Origin of the sequence: Streptosporangium pseudovulgare (assembly GCF_014648055.1) — a bacterium.
Classification (GTDB): domain Bacteria; phylum Actinomycetota; class Actinomycetes; order Streptosporangiales; family Streptosporangiaceae; genus Streptosporangium; species Streptosporangium pseudovulgare.
In genome coordinates, this window is the sequence record NZ_BMQJ01000002.1 from 329,550 (window position 1) to 345,988 (window position 16,439).

Below are 16,439 nucleotides of genomic sequence, written 5' to 3' on the forward strand. Positions count from 1 at the left end.
GCCCGCCGCGCGGGACCGGCCCGCGAGGGGTCCGGCGCGTGGAACCCACCCGCGACGGAGTCCGGCGCGTAAGACCGGCCGCGGTCAGCGCGCCGGGTCGCTCTCCAGCGCCGGCGTCCGCCGCGCCACCGCCTCGGTGACCTCCCTGGCGATGTCCTGGGAGGTCAGCCCGATGTCGCTGAGGATCTTCGCCCGCTTGGCGTGGTCCAGGAACCGCTGCGGGACACCGTAGGTGCGGACCGGGACGTCGACGTCGGCGTCGCGCAACAGGCGGGCGACCGCGTCGCCCACACCGCCGACCCTGCCGTTGTCCTCGACCACCACGACCAGCCGGTGCGCCGCGGCGGCGGCCACCAGCGCCTCGTCCAGCGGCTTGACCCAGCGGGGGTCGACCACGGTGGCGGAGATCCCCTGCGCGTCCAGCAGCGCGGCGGCCTCCAGGCAGGTCTCGGCCATCGGGCCGACCGACACGAACAGCACGTCCAGCCCGCCGGCCGCCGGGGCGCCGTCCGCCGTGGAAGGCGCCGCGCCTTCCGCGGACAGGCCGGGGCCGCCCGCGCGCAGCACGTCCATCGTGCCGAGCCTGCCGGTCGCCTCGACCTCGCCGGGCACCGGGCCCTTGGGGTAGCGCACGACGGTGGGGCCGTCGTCGACGGCCACCGCCTCGGCCAGCAGCTCGCGCAGCCGCGGCTCGTCACGCGGCACGGCGATGGACAGGCCCGGGACGACCTGCAGGATCGACAGGTCCCACATGCCGTTGTGGCTGGCGCCGTCGTCGCCGGTGACGCCCGCCCGGTCCAGGACGACCGTGACCGGCAGCCGGTGCAGGGCGACGTCCATCAGCAGCTGGTCGAAGGCCCGGTTGAGGAACGTCGCGTAGACCGCCACCACCGGGTGCAGGCCGCCCAGCGCCAGGCCCGCGGCGCTGGTCAGCGCGTGCTGCTCGGCGATGCCGACGTCGTACAGGCGGTCGGGGAACGCCTCCGCGAACGGAGCCAGCCCGGTCGGGCCGAGCATCGCCGCGGTGATCGCCACGAGGTCCTTGCGCTCGGCGCCCAGCCGTACGATCTCCTGGCTGAAGACGTTGGTCCAGCCGTGCGGCTTGGGCTTCTCCTCGCCGGTCAGCGGGTCGAAGACGCCGGGCGAGTGGAAGCAGTCCTCGCCGTGGTTCTCGGCGAAGGAGTAGCCGAAGCCCTTCTTGGTGAGCACGTGCACGATGACCGGGCGGCGGAAGCCCCTGGCCTTACGCAGCGCGGCCTCCACCGCCTCCTCGTCGTGGCCGTCGACCAGCCCGATGTACTTCAGGCCGAGGTCCTCGAACATCACCTGCGGGGCCAGGACGTCCTTGAGCCCCTTCTTCACGCCGTGCAGCGCGTCGTAGACCGGCGGGCCGACGACCGGCACCTTCGTCAGGTTGTCCTTGACGAAGTCGAGCACGTCCTCGTAGCGCTGGGTGGCGCGCAGCGACGCCAGGTGGGAGGCGAGGCCGCCGATCGTCGGCGAGTAGGAGCGGCCGTTGTCGTTGACCACGATGATCAGCGGCAGGTCCCTGTTCGCCGCGATGTTGTTGAGCGCCTCCCAGGCCATGCCGCCGGTGAGCGCCCCGTCGCCGATCACCGCGACGACCGTGCGGTCGGCCTCGCGGCGCAGCTTGAACGCCTTGGCCAGGCCGTCGGCGTACGACAGCGCGGTGGAGGCGTGGGAGTTCTCGATGACGTCGTGCTCGGACTCGGCCTGGCTCGGGTAACCCGACAGGCCGCCCTCCTGGCGGAGCGTGTCGAACCGGTCGGCGCGGCCGGTGAGCATCTTGTGGACGTACGCCTGGTGGCCGGTGTCCCACAGGAGGGTGTCACGCGGCGAGTCGAACACCCGGTGCAGGGCGATCGTCAGCTCGACGACCCCCAGGTTGGGCCCCAGGTGGCCTCCGATGCGCGCCGTGGAGCTGACCAGTAGGTCGCGGATCTCGGCGGCGAGCCGCGGCAGCTCCTCGGCCCGCAGCAGCTTCAGGTCTCCCGGTCCCTTGACCGTTTCCAGAAGGCTGCCAGGCCGCCCGGTCCGCTCGCTCACGGAATCATCCCCTCTGTCCAGTCAGCATCTGGGACGAGTCTAGTTCGCGCGACGGCCCGTGCCTCCAAGACAGGGGATTCTGCACGTTCAGCGTGGGGTTTCCGCATGTTTTGTACACAGTTGGACTAGCCTTTGCCTCACCATGAGCACTTTCCCCTTCAGACAACTCTCGTCACTGGCAGTCGCTCCCCTGGCGTTCGGCCTGGTCATGGCCACCGGCACCGCCGAGGCCGCCACCGTCACCGCCCCCGCCGCCGGGGCCGCCGCCACCACGGCCACCACGGCGTCCACCACCGCCGCCACGGTGAAGGCTCCCCCGCGCGGCCGTACCGCCGCGACCGCCAACCCCCTTTACCGCACCGGTCTGCTCCCCAACGTCACCTGCGCCGCCGGGGAGATCCGCGCGGGCAGCGCCGCCTCCTACCGGGCCTTCATGACCAGGGTGAACCGCTGCCTGAACCTGGCGTGGAAGACCCAGTTCCGCAAGGCCGGCCTGTCCTTCGCCCAGCCCAGGCTCCGCTTCACCACCACCAAGGTGGGGAGCCCCTGCGGCAGGTGGCCGGGCGGCGCCGGCGGCTACTACTGCTCCAGCAACCGCACCATCTACATCGGCGTGTTCCGGTCGGTGCTGAAGCAGCCGTACGCGCCCAACAACGCGCAGTTCATGGCCCATGAGTACGCCCACCACGTGCAGCAGCTCGCCGGGATCATGGGCTACTACGGCCAGACCGTCTGGCGGGCCGGCACCTCCACCAAGCTCGCCTACTCCCGCCGTCTGGAGCTGCAGGCCGACTGCATGGGCGCGGCGTTCCTCCGCCAGATCTCCGACGACCTGCCGGTCCCGCAGGACCACTGGGACGCGATGATCCGCTGGACCGTCGAGAACGGCCAGAAGGTCTGGCCGACCAACGACCACGGCAAGGGCCGCAGCCAGGCCTACTGGCTGAACCGCGGCTTCAACTCCGGCTCGCCGTCGTCCTGCAACACCTGGACCGTCTCCAGCGCCCGGGTCGCCTGAGCCTCCTCCCGTTCCACCTGTTCCATCGTCCTCACCGCGCGGCCGTACCCCTTCTCCCAGGGGTACGGCCGCGCGTGTTTCCCGGGCGCGGACATCTTCAATCCGCTTTACCCCCGCTTTATGCCTCTATAGGGTTCATGATCATGCGTACCCCCCTCATCACCCTGCTCTCGGGCGTGTTCGCGGGCCTGCTGTTCACCGGCACGGCCGCCGCGGGCGTCACCGGGCAGGCCGCGGCCCCCGTGCCCACGGGCACGAAGGCCCTCACCAGCAACCCGATCTACAAGACCGGTTCCCTCGACGCCACCTCCTGCCAGGAGCAGCCCGTCAAGCCGGACGACCTCGACTCCTCCCGGGTCTACCTGGAGTTCGTCGTCGAGTGCCTCAACGACACCTGGAGCAGGCAGTTCGCCAAGGCCAAGCTGCCCTTCTCCAAGCCCGGCTTCCAGACCACCTCCCGGCTCGGCTACCCGACCGGCTGTGGACCGTTCCCGAAGGGCGCCCAGGCGGTCTACTGCGCGCAGACCAAGAGGATCACCTTCCTGCTGAACCCGTCCATCCTGTCGGAGTCGACCGAGCTGTTCCTGCTGGAGGTCGTCGCCCACGAGTACGGCCACCACGTGCAGCGGCTCTCCGGGATGACGGGCGCCCTCGACCACCGGAAGTACCGGACCAAGAAGGCCCTCCTCGCCGACATCCGGAAGATCGAGCTCCAGGCCGAGTGCCTCGGCGGCGCCTTCATCGGCAGCATCTGGCGCGACCTGGGCCGCAGCGAGTCCGACCTCCGCTACGTCGTCAGCTACGCCTACGACACCGTCAGCCACGGCAAGGCCCGGAACGTCGCCCACTGGCTGAACCGCGGCTTCACCCAGGAGAGCCCGGGCGCCTGCAACACCTGGACCGCCGCACCTTCCAAGGTCTCCTGACCCGCGCCGACGCCACCCTGGAGGCCATCCGGGGTGGTTCTTTTCCACCCGGAGGAAACTCCGCTCTCCCGCGACCGCGTCCGCCGGCGACTCCGGCGGAAACCTCCGGCGACACGCCGCTCACCGTGCGTAAGCTGATCCCGCCTGGACGCCCTCCACGTCACACGCCAGGCGACGCCCCCCATCGCCCGTGACAGCGAGGAGAAGAACGCGTTGAGCACGAATACGGAAGCACGGATCTCGCTCCTGGAGCGGGACGTCGCCGATCTGCGCACCTGGTCCCTGGAGCAGTCGAAGGTGTCGGTGGCGATCCTTGCGGCCCTCGGCGACCTCCAGAAGGGTCAGGAAGAACTCAGGAAGGGTCAGGAAGAACTCCGAGTCGAGGTCGGAGGACTCCAGAAGGGCCAGGAAGAGCTCCGTAAGGATCAGGAGGGGCTCAGAGCCGAGGTCGGAGGACTCCGGGAGGAACTTCACGCCGAGGTCAGAGAACTCCGGAAGGATCTCTACACCGAGGTCAGAAGCCTCCGGGGTGAGATCGGAGTAGTCCGGAGTGAAGTCGGAGGGCTCCGAAACGAGATCGGAGGGGTGAAGGAGGAGATCAAGGAGATCCGAGGGGATCTCGGAGCGGTCAAGCGGTCCGTCGGCAACCTCGAACTCTCGATGAAGCGCGTCGAAGGCGACGTGGCCGAGGTCAAGGCCGGTCACATCGAGCTGCGCAACCTGGTCGCCGGAATGGTCAGGTAACGGCGAGGGCCGCCGTCCCGCTGGCCCGGCGGGACGGCGGCCCGTCTCCTCACATCCCCTCGCCCGAGCCTCTGCCCTCCACGACGCACCCCATGCACGAACAAAGCCGCAATTTCCCACAAATGTTGAAAAGGCCGATGCAACAGGAGGGATCGGGCACAGCAGCGGCCCGCACCCCTCTCACCGCACCGGTACTCCCCCGCTCTCGTAGAGGTCCGCGCAGCGCAGCATGACCCCGCGGACGGTGACGGCCAGATCGTGCACGCCGTACACCATGTAGAGGCGGCGGCCGGTCTTCGGTGACGTGCGGCCGGTCCACCACCGGTAGACCGCGCCGTCCGTCCAGACCACCAGGTCGGCCCAGAGCAGCACCAGCGCCAGGCCGTACCCGCCGTGAACGTCGCCCTGGACGCCCCTGCCCGCCAGTTCGTCGCAAAGCCGCCACGCGGCCCGTACGGCCGGCGTCGTCACCAGCGCACCCTGCGCGTTCACCGTTCCCCGCCCCCCGAGAGATCCGCCGGGAACGCGGACGCGTTCCCTCCTGACAGTGTCGGGACGCCGCCACTCGGGGCAGTCAATTGATCACCAAGGGACCTGCCGATCTTGGTCCGGATCGGTTGTGGAACCCCGTACGGTTTCGTGGCGCTCTTTGCGGGACGGCCCGACAGGATGCCCATCTCAGAGCGGCCCGGCGGAGTGCTCACCGCGGGGGCAGCTCGGCCCAGACCGCGTGGCCCACCGCCTGCGTCCCCCTCACACCGACCCGTACGGCCAGACCGGCGACCAGCGCCAGGCCCCGGCCGTCCTCGGCGAGCTCATCGGCGTCGCGACGCGGGGCGAACCTCGGGGTCGCTCCCCAGCCGCAGTCGTAGACGGTGACCCGGATCGCGGAGATCCTGCGGGTCACCTCCACGATGAAGGTGCCGTACGGCTGCCCGCTGGCGGTGTGCGCGACGGCGTTAGCGGCCAGCTCGGCGACGATCTGCTCGGCATCGTCGCGGCGGGCGGAGTCCTCCAGCAGGAAGCGGACGAAGCGGCGGGCCTCGGGGATCTGGTCGGCGCGGCCGGGGAAGGTCCGCCGGTAGGTCATGCCGCCGCGCCACAGCCCCACCATGGCGTCCACCAGCATCGGCGCCACCTCACCGCAGGCAGGGGCGTCATCGTCGGGAGCAGGGATCGCCTCGTCGAAGATGGGGCTCGCCTCATCGGGAGTGGAACTCACCTCGTCAGGAGCAGGGCTCGCCTCGTCGGGGGCAGCGGTCATGTCGTCTCCTCGGATGCGTGTTCCTCGGGTGGGTGTCCTTGGGTGCGTGTCCTCGCGTGCGTGCGAAGAACCGTCCCGCACACGGTGACGCGGATCCCCCGCCGCGCCGACCCCCATCCGCGTCCGCCGGACCACCCCACCCAAACACCTCGTCGACCTGCGCCGACACCACCCCGGCCGCCCGCGCATCCCCACTTCTCCGCACGTCTGTCACACAAAGTGACGGATCGTTTACGATTTCCGTACGGTACGGCTCGGCTAAGGAGACCACCCATGTCAGGCGAGGGCTACCGGATCCTGCTCGACTGCCGGCGACACAGCACCGCACTGCGCGCCCGCGCCTTCACCTACGACCAGATCGCCGACGTCCTGGCCCTGGACCACCCCGTTAGCCCGCTGCGGCTCTACCGCTACGCCCACGGCCGCACCGCCGCCGACATCGTCGCCGCGCACAACGACCTCGACCCCGCCGGTACGGCGTGCCTGCGCGAGGCCCGGCTCTACGACTACGAGTCCTGGCCCGCCACCGGCCGCCGCCCACCCGCCCGCACCCTGGCCATCCTCGCCCGCCTCTACCAGACCACCGCCCGCCGCCTGGTCACCGAACGGGTCTACGCCACCTACCGCCCCCGCGACCGCGACCTCCTCGACCGCGCCGACCACCGCCACCTCGACACCCACCACCGCCCTCCTCACGAGGCACCCGCCCTGTTGGGCGTTCCTGGGACGGCTCACCTGCCAGGCATCGATCAGGCGACGCTTCCGGGCCTTGCACAGATCCCGTGGGGGCTCGCCCAGACGGCTCCCCCGCAACCGGCCATGACCTCTGACATGACCCACCTGTCCCCGTGTAACGAAGCCCTCGCCCCCTGGCCTCTGGCGTCCGGCCCCGGTGAGCGTGCCAGCATGAATCCACAGCCGCCCGTCGCCCCCGGCCCCTTCCCGGGCTCCCCGGGCGGCCCGCCCGCGCGCTTCACCGGCGGCTCGTTCGCAGGCGCCTCCGGCGTCCCACTGGCGGGTGCGGCGGACTGCACCGGACTGCTGCGCGCCCTCACCGCCGAGGAGGCCGACATCAAACGCCGCGACCTGCTCTTCGAACTCGCCCTGCTCCTCGGCGGCACCCCCGCCCTGCCCCTGCTGCGCCACCTGCCCCCAGATGACCGTGACCGCTTCGCCACCCTCGCCCGCCGGCACACCGCCGTCGATGACAGCGCCCTCGACCTGCTGGAACGCCTGACCGCCCGCCTATGGGCCCTGGACGAAGAACTCGGCCCCGCCAAGGTCCTGCCCGTGGCCGAGGCCAAACGCGCCCTCGTCGACGACCTGCTCCGCCACGCCACCCTCACCCCCGCACTGCGCACCCGCCTGCTGCGCCTGTACTGGAGCCTGTCCCACCTCACCGGCTGGAGCCGCTTCGACCTGCTCGACTACGAGGGTGCCACCCGCCGCTACACCGAGGGCCTGGCCGCCGCCCACGAACTCCGCAACCCCGCCCTCCTGGCGCACCTCCACGGCCTGCTCGCCCACATGGCGCTGCATCAGAAGAAGCCCACTGTCGCGCTGGATCACGTCTTCACCGCCGAAGGATGGGCGAAAGAGAGCGGCAACCGCCTCCAACAGTCGGCCACCGCCATCCAGGTCGCTCGGGCGATCGCCAGCGCCAAGCACGATCCGCATGCTCTCCTCCTCCTGGACCGCGCCACCGATCTCGCCGACAAGAGTCAAGGCGGATCAGACCTGCGGCACTTGTTCTGGCTCACCCCAGAGCGCGTCGCGTCCTACCGAACGTTCTGCCTCATCGAACTCAAACGCCCCGACCTGGCCATCTCCGAGGCACAGCGGAGATTGACCGCGATGGGACCGGACTCGGTTCGTGAACGAGGCATCCTGCAACTGGAATACGCCCTCGCTTTGATCGACCACCGCGAGATCCCCGAAGCCGCCACCATGATCGGCGAAGCTACACCAATCGTCACCCGCCATAGTTCCACCAGGCTTGCCCGCTCCGCACAGCAAGCTTACGCACGGCTTCAGCCTTGGCGAGACAACAAGTACGTGGTTTCCTTAAGCGAGCACTTCAACCGTCAGCTTTAATAATTATTTTGAAGCCACCTCGCAATTTAAGCACGACCGAAGACATCATCAAAAACACTGCCTCTATGCCCATAATAACTAGCATATAGATTACGTTTGATAGACATTGACGATCAAAATTGAATCTCTATCATTTGCTCCAACAATTACCTTTCTTAATTTATCCGAAAATTCTTTGGCGCTTAAAGAGTCGAGCGCATTAATATTTATATGTGCACCCTCCCAAGTGGTCGACTTCAGCATCACCCACCTGTTGGGTCTCTGCGACAAAATCACCCAATCGCGTTTCGCCAAAAGGTCGCTCGCCCTATTAAGAGAATCTTGGGAATCTACGCCACCAACATCAATAATAAGCTCGTTCGTAATTTCAACACCTCCTCCATATGCAAATCCTTCAACAATGTCCTCCCCTAAGACTTTTCCTATGCTACGTACATCGGCAAGAATAGCTTGATCCACTTGCGATATCCGAGGAGACAACCCGCATCCTGCCACCAGGATGCAAGCGCTGATAGCCAATGCGATCACTCTAAAGGCGCGGCTCGGTTCACATAAATATCTAGTCTCCATCAGCAACACCTTCTCGAGTTTCTTATCCCATCAGCCGCACGACTTGCCCGCATATGCGCATTGCCAAAATTCGTCAATTACCCCCAGGCGCACAAACCCATCTATCCACTCTCTCCGCCTTTTAGCAACTTCTTTGTTCTTTTCACTGCCGCCAAGCGGTCCGCCCTCCATCCATATTCTAAATTTATCATAAATTAGCTTAGTGGGATTCTTTAGATCTACAGTCACCCCCGAGCATCCGCAGTAGGCAATAGCCGCCTCCATGTCGTTAATATTTCTCTCGAAACCATCCGTCCCCATAATTCTTATCTCTTTCTTTAGATGAGCCATCCATGCAGCGGCCAAATGAATTGATCGAGGCACATCTTCATAAAGAAGGCGGGCAATTGCGAAAGAGCTTTTCTTGTCCCACCCCTCCTTCGGGTAATATTTGATCAGCATCTGCCGAGCCTTGTATATCTCTAGTTGCGGAAAGCCGATGGATGCACCCTCCCCCTTATTTTGCACGAGGTTCCACAGATAAGACTTGACGGCTCCCTCAATGCCTTCCCTTACCTCATCTTGAGTGCTCTCGTACAGGAGAACCGCCGTAAAAATAGACCGGTCAATGTGATGATTAAAAGCGGCCTTGTCTATAACTTTCCAATAAGGAAGCAAGTGTTTGTAGGCATCATAATTTTTAAACCTTACCGTCCTCTTAAGTTGGGAAGATTGGTAATAGACAGCCCCACCTGACGCAATCTTGACATTTTCGGGATCAAACTCGTTCAGTCCTCCAACCAACGCCCAACTGACAGCCAGCTGGCTTCCCGAAGCCGCAGGAGACCATACCTTCATATACTTATCCTGAGACTCCCTGTTAGCGTCCCAGAAATTAGGCTGATCCATCTCTCTGCCGTTAGGCATGACACCTAATCTTTTTGCTTCTTCATCCGAAAGAAGCGGACGGCTTTCATAATCATAGCCCGGTGAAGAAGTGTATTCACTCCACCATTGTTGGCGAACGAAAGTCTCGTAGCATATGCCACCACTACAGACATAGCCATCATCACCGCCAGTGTTAACCACACATGAGGCATAGCACTCAGAGCTGTGCCCGGTGGGGTCGCCGTTCGTGAGAGGACCGGCGTTGGCGTAGGTGTAGCGGTTAGCTTGAACCGACGGGTTCGGCTCCAAGGTCGCGGTGTCACGAGAGGCGAAGGTGCCGCTTCCCGGGCGGTACCAGCGGGCATGCATGTTCACCTTGCCGGTGTCCGGGTCGGTGTACTCGCCCTGATAGCCGAGTGTCCGCTGGGTGCCGGAGCGCTGGAACACCTCGCCGAAGGGGTCGTAGGCGGTCGAGTCGACCAAGGCGGTGCCGGAGAAGGTGCCCACCAGGTCGCCGTGCAGGTCGGTCATCGTGCCGAGTGCCGGGCCGCCGCCCTCCTGGAGGCTGAGCAGGCCGCCGGCCAGGTCGCGGCCGTACTTGGCCTGGAGCGCGCCGGCCCCGTCGGTGACGGTGGCGATGTCGTTGCTCAGCCCGGAGTAGACGAACCGCTGCTGGGCGGCGCCCTTGGTGCGGGAGGTCATCCGGCCCAGGGCGTCGTAGCCGTAGGCGGCGTCCCCGTCGGAGACCATCTGGTCGAAGGCGTCAAAGACGAGGTTCTTGGTGACGCCGCCGGTGGTCTCGGTGGTCACCGTACCGCGGGCGGTGTAGGTGTACTCGGTGCCGCCGCCGGACAGCAGGCGGTTGCGCTCGTCGTAGACGAAGGTCTTGTCCCCGGCCTTGATGCGGTTGCCCGCGTCGTCCCACTCGTAGGCGGTGGCCTTGCCGTCCGGGGCGGTCCAGGAGGTCAGGCGTCCGGAGTGGTCGTAGCCATAGGTGTTGACCCCGGCGCCCGCCGTACCGCTGGTGGTCTTGGTGATGAGGTTGTCGTCCTTGTCCCAGTCGTAGACGATCTTCGACAGTTGGGTGCCGCCGCTGTTCTTCAGCGTGTGGGAGGTGAGACGGTCCACGGCGTCGTAGGTGTAGCTCTGTGTGTTGACCGGGTTGGCGGAGGTCTGGCTGGTGAGCCGGTCGGCGTCGTCGTAGCCGTAGGTCCAGGTGCGGCCGGTGACCGGGTCGGTGGCGGTCTTCAGCCTGCTGGCGTCGTCGTAGGTGTAGGTGGACGTGCCGGCGGTGTCGACGCGCTGGGTGGTGTTGCCCAGGCCGTCGTAGGCGTAGGCCGCGACCTGGACAGTGGCCTTGGACACCTTGGTCAGCAGGCTGCGGTCGTTGTATTCGAGGGTGTAGTCGCCGATGGCGGTCAGCCGGCCGGCGGCGTCGTAGGTGAGGTTCCGCTCGGGGGTGTCCGCCCCGGCCCCGGCGCCGGTCTGCTTGGTGACCTGGCCGAGGTGGTCGAAGACGCGGTCGATGCGCACCCCGCCCGGCTGCAACGTGGTCACGGCGTTGCCCGCCGCGTCGTAGAGGGTGGTCCAAGTACGGTCGGCCGCGTTCGGGTGAGCGGTGGTGGCCGGTTCGACGACCGACTCGGCCAGGCCGAGGGTGTTGTAGGTGGTCCAGGTGGCGTTGCCGCGCCCGTCGGTGAGGCGGGTACGGGCGCCGGCGGCGTCGTAGCCGAACGTCGTAGTGATCGACTTGTCCGCGGAGACCGGCTCAACGAGCGAGGTCATCCGTCCGAGCGCGTCGAACGTCCGCCGGGTGACATGCCCCTCACCGGAGATGCTGCTGGTCGGGTTGCCGGCCGCGTCATGGCCGAAGCCCAGCGTACGGACGACCTTGCCGTTCTCGTCGAGGTCTTTGGCGCCGGTCTGCCGCCCGGCCAGGTCGTAGACGGCCTCGGTGGCATTCTTCAGCGGGTCGGTCACCTTGACCGTACGGCCCGCGAGGTCGTAGGCGACGGTGGACTTGTTGAGGTTCGGGTCGGTGCTGGCGGTGACCTCTCCAGCCGCGTTGACTTCGTAGCCGGTCACCTTGTTGTCCGGGGCGACGCTCTTGGTGAGATTGCCCGCGGTGTCGTAGCTCAGAGTCGTGGTGTAGGCGGCGGTGGTCGGCCTGCGCTCGATCCGCGTCTCGGTGATCTTCCGGCCGAGGTCGTCGTAGGTGGCCTCGTCACGGGCGCCGGTCGGGTCGATCGTGGCCAGTGGCTCACCCAGCAGGTCGAACTGGGTCACCCACTGCCCGCCCGGTCCCGAGGGGCCGGGGTCGGTGACCCGTACCGGGTTGCCCAGCGCGTCGTACTCGGTGGAGGTGACGTAGCCGCGCTCGTCGGTGACCTTGGTCTTCCGGCCCGCGGCGTCGTACTCGATGCCGACCTTCGGGGTGACCGCCTCGCCGCCCGGCGGGGTGTAGGGCGGAGAGGCCGCCGAGACGAGCCGACCGGCCTTGTCGAAGGTAGAGGTGAGCTTGCGGCCCTCCGCGTCGACGGTCTGGGTGGGCAGACCGGCGGTGTCGTAGCCGTACTTCTCCGTGGGACGGCCGTCGGCGGCCGACCCGGTCTTCTCGACCTTCACCCGCGGGGAGATCTTCTCCACGAGTTGTCCCGCGATGTCGTAGCGCATCTCGGTGGTGAAGTCGGCGGCGGTGGCGCCGGAGGCGTTGCCGCGCGGATCGGTGGCCGTGACCAGCAGGCCGCGGTCGTCATAGGTGCTGGTGGAGATCAGGTCGTCGTCGCCGTTCTCCACGGTCTGCCGCGTCACCTGGTTCAGCGCGTTGTAGGCGTAGAGGGTGGACTCCGTCCGGGTGCCGTCCGCGCCGGTGAGGGTCCTCTTTGTGACGTTGTTCGCCGCGTCGTACTCAAGGGCGGTCTTGCGCTTGAGCGTCGCGGGGTCGAACGTGGTCGAGGTCAGGCGGCTCGCGGCGTCGTAGACGTACTCGGTGGTGGCCTTGCCGCCGCCCTTGACCTGCTTGGTGAGGTTGCCGGCCGGGTCGTAGGTGTTGTCCTCCAGCACCACGTCGGTGGTGGTAGTGGTGGAGCCGTTCAGCTTGACGTCGTCGGCGATCACCTGGGAGAGCAGGTTGTCGGCGAAGTAGGTGTAGGAGGTCTTGCGGCCCATCGCGTCGACCTGGGCGGCCAGCCTGCCACCGGGGTCGTAGGATCGCGACTCCAGCACCACGTCCTTGGCGGGCTGCGGACTGACCGGGCTGCCGGTCCAGTTCTTCAGCGTCGTGGTGGCCGGCTCACCGCGCTTGGTGTAACCAAAGGTACGGACGACGCCCAGCTGGTCGGTCGTCGAGACGCGGGCACCGGTGGTGTCCCAGGCGGTACGGACCACGCTGCCCTCGGGGTCGGTCACCGTCTCCACCCGGCCGGAGGCGTCGTAGGTGTAGGTGGTGACGCGCTCCGGGTCCCCGCCGGTCAGGTCGGACAGGGTCTCGGTCAGCTTGTTGCCGTCGGCGTCGTAGGTGTAGGTGACCTTGGCGGTGTGGGTGACGTTGGTGACCTCGTTCTTCACCCCGGGCCCGGTCTGGGTGAGCATGCGCCCGAGACCGTCGTAGGTGAACGTCGTGGTCGCCCCGGTGGGGTGCGCCTCGGAGACCTCGGTTCGGGTGAGAACCCGGCCCACCGCGTCGTAGGTGAACTTCGTGACCAGGCCAGAGGGGCTGGTCTGCTCGGCCAGGTCACCGGCCGAGGTGTAGCGGTAGGTCGTCTCTTTGCCACGAGGATCGTGTCGCAGTTTGACCAGGCCCGCCGGGGCCGTGCCACCGCCGACGGCAGACTCACCACCGCTTGTGTATTCATAGGAGATTCCCCACCAGGGCCCACCGACGCTTTGGGGCCAGGTTTCGATGATCATCTGGCCCTTGTCGTCATACCACCACCGGTTGGCGTAGGTGCCATCCATGAAGTTCGCGGAACGCGCGTCCAGATGCGAGTTCAACCGATCGTTGCGGGGGTCGAACGGCTTGTCCGCATAAAGTTCGTAACCGAACCACTCCCAGAAGCAAGTCTGGGCGTCCCGGCACCGGTTACGGCCGATCAGGTTTCCTCGTTCATTATGAACAGTGATGGTGACATTGCCATTACGGTCAGTTACCTTGGAGGGGAATCCGCCGGTGTCGTATTCGTATTTCGTGGTCTTGCCGAGCTGGTCGGTCTCGCTGACCACTCGATAACCGCGCCAGGCGTCGTAAACGTATTTCAGCGGGTTGTTGTTCGGGTCTGTCACGGTGACCGTTGACTTCCCCGTCGCTGGCGCGTACTCCGGCGTGCCGATCTTCCAGGCCCCGCCGTTCTGGTCGGTGTGGGTGGTGATGCGTTCGGTTCCCGCATCGAAGGCATTGACGGCCCATACGCGCCCGGACGCCAAGGTGATCTTCGTCAGCTTGTGCGGCGCCTCGGTTCTCGCGGCGTAGTGCAGTGCGACCTCGGCGGTGGTGAGGGGCTTGCCGTAAACGGCCACCTCATCGATCAGGCCCCGGAACGGGAACGCCTGAGTCGCCGTCGGTGCGGGCACCGACGGCGAGACGCTTCCCTGAACCACACCGTTACCGACGCTGGCGTAGGGACGCCACAGCTTCGCCTGCGCGGTCAAAGTCCCGATCTGCAGACCGTCAAGGTACAACGTTTGATTTTCGCCTGCCGCGGTGAGTGCCACATGATGCCACTGGTCGTCGTTGACCGCCGCCACTGACGTCATCGGCGCGGCCACCGCCTCGAACGAGCCGCGCAGCTTGCCGTCGGTGCCGACATACAGCATGGGTCCGTACGCGACTCCACTACCGTTCGCCCGGTCTCCGGCAGCCATCAGCACACCCGACTGGGCGGTCTTGAACCACAGCTCGACCGAGGCGTGCTCACCCATCCGGGGAATGGTGAGTGCGGGCAAATTCACCACCGCGCTGGAGGAGAACTGCACCGAGGTGTCGGGGGAGCCGGCCAGCGCGCCGGGCTTGGCATACCCGGCCCCTTGATAGACGGCGTTGCCGGCGCCCAAGCCAAGGTCCGTGGCTGAGGCGCCCGATGCCTCGCCCAGACGCCAGTAACCGTACGGCTCGGCGTCCAGCACGCTTCCTCGATACAGAGAGCCGCTGTCGTAGGTGTAGCGGGTGCAGTTGGGAGCGGCGACCGGGGCGCACACCGCCGTCAACTTGTCGCCTTCGTAGTGGTAGGTCCAGGTGACGGGAGCGCCGTCGACCGGGTCGCTGGACACGCTCGCCACATGCGCACCGTTCCAGGTGAAGGTCAGTGACCGGCCACCTGGTGCGGTGACCTTCTCCAGCCTCCCGCCCGTGCCGTACACCAGATCCTGTGACCGGCCGAGGCTGTCGGTGACTTTGGTCAACCTTCCCTGGCCATCGAACACGTACGTGGTGGACGACTTGTCCATCAGCTTCCAGCCACCGTCGAGCTGGGCAAGGGTGGCGTACATCCCCGGCGGCGGCTGAAAACTGCCGTCCCCGTTAGCGACGAACCGTATGCGCCGCCCACCGGGGTCGGTGACCAGTACCGTCACCAGTTCTCCGCGCGCCTCCTGGACGAGCTTCATGTCCCACCGGCTCGACCAACCCGCGCCGAAGATCCCGTCGACGCGAGCATCCATGCTGTTATAGGAACGCGTCACCGACAACGGCGGTCCGGCGGTGGCGACCGACAGGTCAGTGGAGGAGGTGGTGTAGTTGCCGGCCTGTTGGTGGAACTCCTGGCCGTTGACCCCACGCGCGGCCAATTGGAAACCGATCACCGGCTGGCGCACACCGGTGGTGAAGGAGATCACCGGCGACGTCGTCTTCTTACCGTTGGAGGAGTCGGTGACGGCGACCTTCCACCAGTACTGCTTGCTCCAGGCGAGTTTGCCGACTGGAACCTTCCAGGTGTCGACGTCGTTACCCAGCACCCCCGAGGAGACGCAACCGGTTCCGGTCATCTGCTCGGTGTCGCAAACGGTGAATTCGTACTTGAGCGCGTAAGCGCCGGCATTGCTGTGAGCCTCGGCTCTTAGCATAGGAGTGCGCGACTCCACCAGCGCCTCATCGGCTGGAAACAGGTCGTCGAATGACGGGGGCGGGGGCGGGGGCGGCGTTGATGAGCACACCCCCTGATCGCCCCACACCCAACCGGAGTCACGCTCCGGCGGCGTCGATGACGAATGCTGGCTCAGCAGCATCCGCCATACCCGGCCACCGCTGGAGACAAGGTCGCCCTGGTCGTAAAGCATATACTGCACCCACGCCGGATACAGCGAACAACCAGGAGTTCCCGGTGGGAGGGTGGACGAGCATGGACCCTGATCGCTCCATCCGAGGTCGATCCCTCCCGGCGGGAAAGAAGTCCTACCCAAGTCACGTAAGGCCATCCATATGCGACTGTTGTAGGTGACCACGGTTTTATAGGCGTACCACGTGTTCTCCCGCCAGGACGGGTAGTCCGAGCAGTAGGTGCTGGCAAGGAGCGCGGTTTCTCCAGCCTCTCCGCCGGTGGCCGCATGCCACGAGGCGGCACCATCCTCCTGAACAGCATCTTGTGCATCAAAGCGCTTCTCAGCGGGAAGCGCTCCCTTGTGCTGCCTGGGGTCTTGCTTAATGGGTTCGGCCTTCGCCGAAGTCTCTGTAGCCGCAGAACCAACCAGCGATGGGAGGCCTTCGGCCGATCCGACCGACTGGCGCGGCGGATCGATTGGGTTCTGGGTCACCATTGCCGACCGGACGATGGCAGTCGCAGGCAATGCTGGAAGCAGAAGTAAGCCTGGCGCTGAAAGCACCAAGAGCATCACCGTCAGACACGCCCTACGGAATGCAGAAGCCCATGACGAACTCCGGCGCATACGCCGTCACTCT

Annotated in this window: 9 protein-coding genes; 4 read left to right on the forward strand and 5 right to left on the reverse strand. The window is 66.3% G+C overall.

All coding sequences use genetic code 11. From position 1 onward, the window contains the following. Positions 1–84: 84 nt before the first annotated feature. Positions 85–2,067 carry a 1-deoxy-D-xylulose-5-phosphate synthase gene (gene dxs, locus IEZ10_RS05325; protein WP_189245330.1) on the reverse strand — a complete coding sequence of 661 codons (1,983 nt, stop codon included), beginning with the start codon at positions 2,065–2,067 and terminating at the stop codon, positions 85–87. 142 nt (positions 2,068–2,209) lie between these two features. Here dxs and IEZ10_RS05330 point away from each other — a divergent pair, with 142 nt between their 5' ends. The 3 genes from IEZ10_RS05330 to IEZ10_RS05340 all read left to right on the forward strand — a co-directional run bounded on the left by IEZ10_RS05330 (position 2,210) and on the right by IEZ10_RS05340 (position 4,755). After that, a complete protein-coding gene (locus IEZ10_RS05330; RefSeq protein WP_189245331.1) occupies positions 2,210–3,085 on the forward strand; it encodes a neutral zinc metallopeptidase in 876 nt (291 codons plus the stop codon). A 143-nt stretch (positions 3,086–3,228) separates the two neighbouring features. After that, a complete protein-coding gene (locus tag IEZ10_RS05335; protein WP_189245332.1) occupies positions 3,229–4,011 on the forward strand; it encodes a neutral zinc metallopeptidase in 783 nt (260 codons plus the stop codon). A gap of 213 nt (positions 4,012–4,224) precedes the next feature. Further along, on the forward strand, positions 4,225–4,755 hold the full coding sequence (locus IEZ10_RS05340) for a hypothetical protein (RefSeq protein WP_189245333.1): 531 nt from the start codon (positions 4,225–4,227) through the stop codon (positions 4,753–4,755). 180 nt (positions 4,756–4,935) lie between these two features. On the opposite strand, the gene IEZ10_RS05345 is transcribed toward IEZ10_RS05340, so the two are convergent. Then, positions 4,936–5,247, reverse strand: a complete 312-nt coding sequence (locus IEZ10_RS05345) for a hypothetical protein (protein WP_189245334.1) — start codon at positions 5,245–5,247, stop codon at positions 4,936–4,938. Positions 5,248–5,455: 208 nt separating this feature from the next. Further along, positions 5,456–6,019 (reverse strand): ATP-binding protein, encoded by a 564-nt coding sequence (locus tag IEZ10_RS05350; RefSeq protein ID WP_189245335.1) that lies wholly within the window; start codon positions 6,017–6,019, stop codon positions 5,456–5,458. Positions 6,020–6,292: 273 nt separating this feature from the next. Here IEZ10_RS05350 and IEZ10_RS05355 point away from each other — a divergent pair, with 273 nt between their 5' ends. Next, the gene (locus IEZ10_RS05355) at positions 6,293–8,113 is read left to right on the forward strand and encodes an NsdA family TPR-like regulatory protein (protein WP_189245336.1); all 1,821 of its coding nucleotides are present in this window, start codon (positions 6,293–6,295) and stop codon (positions 8,111–8,113) included. A gap of 90 nt (positions 8,114–8,203) precedes the next feature. On the opposite strand, the gene IEZ10_RS05360 is transcribed toward IEZ10_RS05355, so the two are convergent. Together IEZ10_RS05360 and IEZ10_RS05365 are read right to left on the reverse strand one after the other, a co-directional pair. Then, positions 8,204–8,692, reverse strand: a complete 489-nt coding sequence (locus IEZ10_RS05360) for a hypothetical protein (protein ID WP_189245337.1) — start codon at positions 8,690–8,692, stop codon at positions 8,204–8,206. A gap of 21 nt (positions 8,693–8,713) precedes the next feature. Then, the gene (locus IEZ10_RS05365) at positions 8,714–16,297 is read right to left on the reverse strand and encodes an RHS repeat-associated core domain-containing protein (RefSeq protein WP_189245338.1); all 7,584 of its coding nucleotides are present in this window, start codon (positions 16,295–16,297) and stop codon (positions 8,714–8,716) included. Between the last annotated feature and the right edge of the window lie 142 nt (positions 16,298–16,439).